Annotated in this window: 5 protein-coding genes and 1 pseudogene; all 6 read right to left on the bottom strand. The window is 45.6% G+C overall.

The window, feature by feature from the left end:
• Positions 1 to 909 precede the first annotated feature (909 nt).
• The gene (locus IPH92_05400; GenBank protein ID QQR64954.1) at positions 910 to 1,662 is read right to left on the bottom strand and encodes a hypothetical protein; all 753 of its coding nucleotides are present in this window, start codon (positions 1,660 to 1,662) and stop codon (positions 910 to 912) included.
• A 417-nt stretch (positions 1,663 to 2,079) separates the two neighbouring features.
• On the bottom strand, positions 2,080 to 2,994 hold the full coding sequence (locus tag IPH92_05395) for a hypothetical protein (protein ID QQR64953.1): 915 nt from the start codon (positions 2,992 to 2,994) through the stop codon (positions 2,080 to 2,082).
• A gap of 75 nt (positions 2,995 to 3,069) precedes the next feature.
• Entirely contained in the window at positions 3,070 to 4,479 is a 1,410-nt protein-coding gene (gatB, locus tag IPH92_05390; protein ID QQR64952.1) for an Asp-tRNA(Asn)/Glu-tRNA(Gln) amidotransferase subunit GatB, read from the bottom strand.
• A 363-nt stretch (positions 4,480 to 4,842) separates the two neighbouring features.
• Positions 4,843 to 5,835: a GTPase ObgE gene (obgE, locus tag IPH92_05385; protein QQR64951.1), complete on the bottom strand. Its 993-nt coding sequence runs from the start codon at positions 5,833 to 5,835 to the stop codon at positions 4,843 to 4,845.
• Between the two features lie 59 nt (positions 5,836 to 5,894).
• Positions 5,895 to 6,224 carry a phage holin family protein gene (locus tag IPH92_05380; GenBank protein QQR64950.1) on the bottom strand — a complete coding sequence of 110 codons (330 nt, stop codon included), beginning with the start codon at positions 6,222 to 6,224 and terminating at the stop codon, positions 5,895 to 5,897.
• A 103-nt stretch (positions 6,225 to 6,327) separates the two neighbouring features.
• Positions 6,328 to 8,863: pseudogene (gene secA, locus IPH92_05375) on the bottom strand (preprotein translocase subunit SecA).
• Positions 8,864 to 9,138: the final 275 nt, after the last annotated feature.

Genomic DNA, 9,138 nt, shown 5'->3' with positions numbered 1-9,138 from the left:
CGGTAAGTGCGGTTGCGAGGTTTGCGGAGGTGAGACCATTCGTATCAAGTGAGGCAACGTTTGAGGTGTATGAGAAGAAACCATGGTCACTATTTGCCATCTCGGTTGCAATAATGTCCGTACCGAGGGTTGCGGTAAGGACGCCTGCGGTATTAGTGAGTCCTGTGCCAGTGAGAGAAGTAAAGGGTGAATTATTGATAACGAGTGTCGTGGTGGTTGCGATGAGTGAGGTGAGGTTGGTGATTGTTGAAGAAGAATTTGAAATAATACCTCCCGTGAATGTAAGGAGACCTGAGGCAGAGTCGTCTACATCGCTACGCAGGAATGATGTGGTGGCAATACCAGAAAACGTGGTTGCATTCTTTGCCTCAAACGCGGCAGGCACGGTGCCGAGCACCTTACGAGGGCTCATCTCGCCATCCCACGCCAGTGTTGAGGTACCCCCTACTTCTACTCCGAGGTACAAGGTCTGATTGAAATCAACTCCTGTGAGTGGACTGGTGCTTCCAAGCATCACACTGAAGAGACCATTGGTGACTTGCACTTTATTTGTGGTTGTAAGTGACTCACTCCATACCGCACTCGTCGTTGCAATACTTGGTGAAGTGAGAAGCCAGAAACGCATGTTGTATGTGCCATCTGCCACAGCGATATTGGCCGCGTTGGTGAGTTTCCCCTGATAATTCATCTGGTAATTAGGCGCAGCATTCGTTACTGGTGCGATAAGCACAAGGATGAATGCAAGTACGCCACACACAGAAGCAAACGACATAATCGCGTGCTTGTGTGTGTGGTGTATTTTGTTTTTGTTGTAAAGATTCATTGTGTCTTCATGCTTCCCTTCTTGTGCTTTTTGGTGCGGGTGGTGTACTTTCTTCATTATTGCCGTTAAGCACTCGAGGGTCACTTTTATGGTGACCCGTTTCTATTTCTCTCAACAGGGACCATAAGGAAGCGGTAATCCTCTCCTTGCTTACCATCCTTGAAAACAGGGGTGATGATGCCGGTGTTTGGATTCTCGGGGTCGACTGCTACGGTGACGGGGTCTGAAAATGAATCTTGAATTGACTCGATGGTCGTTGCAGTAAAAAGTTCATCGGGAGCAACAATAAGCGAGGAGTATGTCGTCGTACCCACACGTGCACTTATGGCGCTTTCTTCCATGGGTACGGAGGTTGTCGCAGGAAGTGCCACCTTCACCACCTCTGTGCGGGATGGCATCACCAGGTCATACACAGCGCGCGCAATGCTTTCAAAAAAGCCCGCGGCTTCGCTCACCGCCGCTTGTTGTTGTGGCATCCCAGAGATTCGTGCAACGCTCATTGAAAATGCAATCACCACAACGGCGAGAACTCCGAGTGCAAATGGTGCACGACGGGGAGAAACTTTTTGTGCTGGCTTTTGAGTTTTTGTGTACTCTCGCAACTCTGCCTTGCGCTCTTGACTCACCTGCTTCTTGCGAACTTCACGCTTCGCCTTGGTAACGCGGAAGTGACGCTCCGCCGAAGGAATGTTTACGTACCACTTGTTCCCTATTTTTTGACCCTCAATGTGACCCTGCTTGATGAGCATCAAGAGGTAATCTTTTGTGTACCCAAAATGCTTTCCTGCAGCAAGTGCAGGAACAAATTCTTTTCCGTCAATGATGAGTACACTCGACATGTATAAAAAACTAAATGTACATATATTCTATAGGTTTTTCACTTCATTTAGAATGATGTATGTGGGTATAACTCGGCATGAAAATATGATGGAGATGGAAAATTTTTACAACATTTCAAAAGTTTTTTTATGCGTACTATTCTGGACTGTACATGCAAAAAACTTCCCTAGAAATTCAGAAACTCTTGAACAAAAGATACGCAATGAAATCTGTCTTAAAAAATTAAAAAACAAATACAAAACCTAGAGCAGACAATGAAGAAATGCTCAGCAATACTGATTATGATTAAAAGACTGAGAGTGCATGCAATACAGAATATTTTTTTAACTCAGGACACAAAAAAATAATCCTGCAGAGTACACAGAATTACTACAAAACTATGTAAAAAATATAAAGACCTTGCGTATCCGAGATACCTATATTTTACTTGATATTATCGAAATTGCTGTACTGATAGAGAATGTATATGACACTTCCGTCCCTATGATGCCTCCGTCAAGAGGCGTGTATGTCATACGCTTCCCGAGTGGCAATGTGGCGAGTGATGTAAGGAGTACCACGAGCACAATAGCGACACAGGCGAGTACTGATATCTGTGGACGTTGCTCTTCTACTCGAGATACTTTGCTTTCTAGGGGTACATTCTGTGTAGCCTCTGCAGTAGCCGGAGCGACCTTTGCTGGATCAACAGATACATTCGATTCTAAAAGTTTCTCTGTAAATGTCTTACGCTCGATTATCGGTGCTATTACCACACGAGGGAGTACTTTCTGCTCTAACTTTTTATTTCTCATTTCTGACTCATCATTTTCTGAAACTGAAGGCCGGATACGTGATGGATGAAGTACTACGGTGTCTTCATCAGTAGGACCGTCGGTCACATCTATCACATTGAGTGTCCCGGACATACTCACCGTCTTGCCTTTGTTTTCAAAACTGAGATCATCAGACTTTTCTACCTCACGTAGGGAACGCTGTACGGGAGCACTTGCAACAGGGATTTTTTTGGTCTCGGGTAGTAGAGACTCATCATCATGCTCGTACCGAATCGCTATATTTGTATAGTGATTCGTAGTTTCGGCATTGTGTTTTCGATGCTCTTCAATGGTTCGCTTTGCGTACTCACGTGCCTTTGCTTTTGAAGTGCGTTTCTTCTCTACCTTGTGTGTACTGAGATGCTCTTGATTGACATACCAGGTGCGACCGATGAGGTGTGCATCCACTTGTCCACCGCGACACAACTGCCCTACGTAGTCGGTGGCATAGCCAAGTTCCTTAGCAGCCTTTGATGCCTTAACATAACTCTTGCCATCAAGAACGAGGACTTCCATATACAAATTAGTATACACGCATACACGGCTACTTGCATAGCAGGTAGCCGTGTATATCGCCCACGCGAGTTGTGACTATGAGAGATGTTTTTTAAAGAGTTCTAGAAGCACCTTTGGGTTTGCAGCCCCTTTAGATAATTTCATACCTTGTCCTACCAAGAACTGCACTGATGCTTCCTTTCCAGACTTATAATCAGCAACTACCGATGGGTTTGCTTCTATTACCGTGGTTATCACGTCTGTTAGCCCCTCCTCAGAGTTGTTTTGCAAAAGCCCACGAGTGGTAGCAAGTGCCACAGGTTCATTCCCTTCAATAACGACGCAAAGCAATATGTCCTTGGCTACACGTGATGTGATTTTACCGTCCATAAGCATTTGCATGAGAGACATAAAATAGTCCGCATGCGCAGATGCGAGTACGTCATCGGACTCAATGCGAGGGAGTAAATCAGTAATCAAATAGTTTGCGGCAAGACGGGATACCTCTGCATCATTCTGTGCACACTCGACTACACGCAAAAAGAAACAATCTGTCGAAGATTGAGCGATTATTATCTCAGTTTGTTCTATCGTTAGGCCAAGATTCTTATATTTTAAGCGCTTTTCTGATGGTAATACTGGCATATGCTCTTCTATGCGAGATAGTGAGAGACGCTCAGACTTTGTTAAATCAAGTTTTGGTAGGTCTGGGTCTGGGAAATAGCGGTAGTCATTTGCAGATTCTTTTACACGCTGTGAAAATGTCTTCCCCTTTGCCTCGTCCCAGCCACGTGTTTCTTGTATGAGCTTTTCTCCACGCTCGAGTGCATCTATCTGACGCTTTATTTCAAATGCAATTGCCCCTTCTACTGACTTAAAGGAATTGAGGTTCTTCACTTCAACTTTAGTACCAAATGTTTCTGAGTCGCTCACTGAGATATTGGCCTCAACGCGCATTTCCCCTTTTTCCATGTTTGCGTCTGATACGCCGAGTGTGCGCAAAAGGAGTTGCAGTTCGCGAGCAAAGTCGCCTGCAGTTTTTGCATCATGAATGACTGGCTCAGTCACCAATTCCATAAGTGGTACTCCCGCACGATTGTAGTCAATAATACTTCCCGACCCTTGGTCATGCAGTGAACGAGCAGTATCTTCCTCAAGATGCACACGGGTAATAGCAACTCCATTAAGCGTCCCACCTTTCACGAGTGGGTAGAGGTACTGACTAATCTGATACCCTTTAGGGATGTCGGGGTAAAAATAATTCTTTCTATCAAACTCAGTGTACGTGGCGAGTTCGGACTGGAGTGCTACACCCACTTTAAGTACATACTCGACCGCAGTCATATTGATAACAGGAAGTGTTCCCGGGTGCCCCATACAGATAGGACAAATGTGTGCATTCGGCTCTGCGTAATGCGGATCATTTTTGGAATCACAAAACATCTTTGTTTCGGTCTTGAGTTCGGCATGAACTTCAAGTCCAATGGTTGGTGTGTACGTTTTCATAACACCATATAGTACCTAAAGGAGCACATATCGACAAGTACTCAGTTTTAAGGTTTCCCCACTCACTCATATGATGACTGAGGCGGACAATTTATGAATATGTATGACCCTATTCGTGTGCTTTTGATTTAAATAAAGACACGAAACTCATTTTTGTAAAATCAATTGTATAATGTTTTTAAAAAAAATATCACTAGTTTTGTATGTGCTCAATAACCTATTAAATACAACATATTTTAACACTACATACACTTGACATATTTATGTTTCGTGTTTTTAAGATACATTATAAATATATAAAATTCCCCCTCTCAATCACGAGATAGGGGAATTTTAGTAGAAATAAATGTAATTAGTACGTTTCTACACAGTTTCCAAAGGCGTATTTTTCTGTCGAAGGTGTGCAATAAGTTCATCACTCAATGTCTTTACACCATCCATGAGGATTCCAGAAACGGGGTACACGTGCGTTATGCCTTCTTTTCGGAACTGCTCTACCACCTTTGCACAATGCTTTTCATCGAGTGCGTCTGTCTTGGTGAGGAGTACCCATTCTTCCTTCTTGAGTAACTCCGGGTCAAACTTTTCAAGTTCACTGCGAATTGCTTTGTACATCGCGAGAGGGTCTTCATTTTCAAGTGAAACGCAGTGAAGAATCATTTTGGTACGCTCAATATGTTTAAGGAATTTGTGTCCTAAACCCTTCCCTTCAGACGCTCCTTCGATGAGCCCGGGAATATCAGCAAGAATGAATCCGTATAGTTCTCCCAAGTGTGGCTCGACAGTGGTGAACGGGTATGAGCCGACCTTTGCCTTGGTGTTGGTGAGGGCGTTCAGCATCGTGGTCTTCCCTGCATTGGGGAAGCCTACAAAGCCAATGTCGACAATGAGTGAGAGTATGATGGTAAAAGTGCCCGACTCACCTCGTTTGCCAAGCGTAGATTCTTCGGGCGCACGATTGGTAGCAGACTTAAAGTATTCGTTCCCAAGGCCTCCACGGCCTCCTTTAAGAACCTTGTGCACTTCCCCTTCATGGGTAAAGGTATAGACGCGTTCACGCTCTATTTCGGTCACTGTGGCCCCCACAGGCACATCAATATATAAATCCTCCCCGTTGAAGCCATACTTACTGCGCTTTTCACCAGGGTTTCCTGGCTGTGCATCAAACTCCTTTGAACCCGTGTATTTAGAAAGGAGGCTCAAATCGCGGACAGCGCGCATGTATACATCGCCACCTTTTCCGCCGTTACCTCCTGCAGGCCCTCCCTCGGGAACTGATTTCTCACGGCGCCAGCGCACGACCCCGTCGCCACCACGCCCTGCTTTTGCTGTTATGGTAAGTTCATCTATAAACATAGTACCTGCCATAAGAACACAAAATCACCCCCATTGCAAGCAATGATTTTGATTTTCCGCTATTTCCTATTCGCGAAGGTGCTAATAATACTGATGAGGATGGAACCGAGCAGAGCGCTCCAAAAATTTTGAATCTGCACGCCTTCTACAAACGATGCAACGAAAAAGAGGATGCTCGCATTGATAACAAGAAGAAAGAGTCCGAGGGTGAGGATGGTAATCGGCAGTGTAAGCACAATGAGTATCGGACGAACGATGGTATTAAGAATGATAAGAAAGAGTGCCACAATGACCGCAGGAATCCATCCCGAGACCGTGATACCGGGTACCACATACGAGACAATAAGAAACGCTGACGTGGTGATAGCAAGACGAATTAAAAAATGCATATACGTGAAGTGTATCACGTAGTGAAAATAGGAAAACCCTCAAGGCGACGCCTTGCGGGTTTATGGCCGACATCGTAAGTCGACCATATTAGTGAAGGGCTTTCTACTTTTCTACCACTTTCCATTCCCCACTCGCTAGAAGCGGTTCTGCTTTCTTAAACTTCAGTGTCTCGGTATCGGTGCCATTGGTGATAGTCACAAATTCATTACGTCCAATTTTTGCTCCGCTCACAACAGGTGTATGCGCAATCTCCTCGGCCACGCGCGCCACCTCACTACTCCCTCCTCCGAGGGCAATGCGTGCCTGAGCCTTCTTAAGCGCCTCCTCTTCACGCTCTACCGCCTCGGTACGCACCGTAGGGACTAATTCTGCCACGCGATGGAATGAAGCCTCCTGCATCTCTCTAAAGAGCCGTAAGCCCTCTTTACGGTACTCAATGAGTGGATCTTGCTGTCCGTATGCACGAAGCCCCACACTCGAGCGTGTATGTTGCATGACCTCAAGGTGTTCTACCCATAGCACGTCATTGACCTGAAGCATCAATTTACGCATCACTTCATACCACGCTTCCTCTCCATACTCTTTGATACGAAGCGCAATCTGCTCTTCTACTTCGGGAATAAAGGCAATAAGTTCCTGCGCGAGTTCTTGCACATCGGTAGCAGAACCAAGGAGAAGTTTACGGCGCTTTTCGTAGATAATCACCCGTTGCTGGTTGAGCACATTGTCATACGCAAGCACGTGCTTACGGGAGTCAAAATGAAATCCTTCAATTTTCTTTTGTGCGGACTCGAGTGAGCGTGTGATAACGCCGTTTTCAATAGGCTGATCTTCAGGGATACCAAAGCGTCCCATCATATTCTTTACCGCCTCCCCCGCAAAGACGCGCATGAGAGAGTCATCCATAGACACATAAAACTGTGTTTCTCCCGGGGTCGCCCTGACGGCCGGCGCGGCCGCGCAACTGATTATCGATACGGCGGGCCTCATGACGCTCAGTACCAAGTACAAAGAGTCCGCCAAGGGTTTTAATGGTCTCAGCCTCCTCCTTTGTTGCTTTTGTACCACCGAGCTTAATGTCGACACCACGACCAGCCATGTTGGTCGCGAGCGTCACCTTTCCTTTTGTTCCCGCATCCGCAATAATCTCGCCTTCACGTTCATGATTTTTGGCATTAAGCATTTCATGTACGACACCTGCCTCCGTGAGTGCGGCACTGAGCATTTCATTTTTGTCGATTGAAGCAGTACCGATGAGTATTGGCTGTCCCTTTTCATGCACCTCTTTCACTTTCCGAATAATAGCAGCAATTTTCCCTTTCTCCGTTTGGAAGATAAGGTCGTTGTGATCGAGACGCTGAATAGGATGGTGTGTGGGGACTGGAATTACATCGAGTTTGTATACGGAGTAAAACTCTTCTTGTGACGTGAGCGCGGTTCCCGTCATGCCTGAAAGTTTTTCATACATGCGGAAATAGTTCTGGAAGGTAATGGACGCGTACGTGCGTGACTCTTGCTGAATAGTGACTCCTTCCTTTGCCTCGATTGCCTGATGAAGACCATCCGACCATCGTCGTCCTGGCTGCATACGGCCGGTGAACTCGTCCACAATGACGACTTCATTATCCTTTACCACGTACTCCTTATCGCGCATATAGAGCGCACGAGCACGTACCGCAGTCTCAAGGTGGTGTACATACTTAATACCTTTATCAGTGTAGATATTACCAATGCCGAGCATTTTTTCTGCGGCTTCGATACCACTATCCGTGAGTGTTGCGCTTTTAAGTTTTTCATCAATGACGTAATCAGTCTCGGGGTTGAGGCGTGACGCAATCTGCGAAAAGATACTGTACAGATTCTCTGAATCCTGCGCTGGTGCAGAAATAATAAGCGGTGTACGTGCCTCATCAATAAGAATAGAGTCCACTTCATCGATGATAGCGTATGCATGTTCACGCTGACGTAAATTTTGTATTTCAAATTCAATGTTGTCGCGAAGGTAATCAAATCCGTACTCATTGTTGGTACCATACGTGATGTCTGCAGCATACGCTTCTTTACGGGTACATGGTCGCAAAAAATCATACACAATTTTATATGCACCTTGACTATCACGTGTTGCATCACTCTCTACGTGCGTAGTGTCATAAAGATATGAACCTGTTTGATTGATTACACCTACCGAGAGTCCGAGATGTGCATACACTTGCCCCATCCATACTCCATCACGCCGTGCAAGATAATCATTCACGGTGATGACGTGCACACCTTTTCCTGAGAGTGCATTGAGGTATGCAGGGAGGGTACCCACAAGTGTCTTTCCTTCACCAGTACGCATCTCGGTTATTTTTCCACGATGCAGAATGACGCCACCGATGAGTTGCTCATCATAGTGTCGTTGACCGAGTGTCCGCTTTGCTGCTTCGCGTACAAGTGCGAATGCCTGTGGCAGTGCATCATCAAGCGATTTACCGTTCACCACCTCATTTCGGAGCGCATCGGATGCCGCAAGCAACTCACTATCTGAAAGTATGGTAAGTGATGGCTCAATCGCGTTGATTGCCTCGATTATAGGGCTTATTTGCTTGAGTTCCTTCTCGTATGTGGGTCCGAAGAATGTATCTAGAAATGACATAATATATGGTTAGAATCCGCATAGCATACCATGAAACTACTTGAGAGGCACCGCCTTCACACGTATGAGACAAACAAAACACATTCCAATGCAGGAATGTGTTTTGTGTGCTTTAGATGGCTTTGCGGAAATATTATTTTCGCTTTGCTACCTTCTTTGCAACCTTCTTAACTACTTTCTTAGTAGCCTTCTTTGCGGCCTTCTTTGCAACTTTCTTGACTACTTTCTTAGCAGCCTTCTTTGCAACTTTCTTTTTTGCTGGCATGATATAAATT

This window comes from Candidatus Kaiserbacteria bacterium (assembly GCA_016699245.1).
Taxonomy (GTDB): Bacteria; Patescibacteriota; Minisyncoccia; order Phycocordibacterales; family UBA918; genus Damh-18.
Note: the sequence above shows the minus strand (reverse complement) of the source record. Positions and strands in the feature narration are given on the sequence as shown.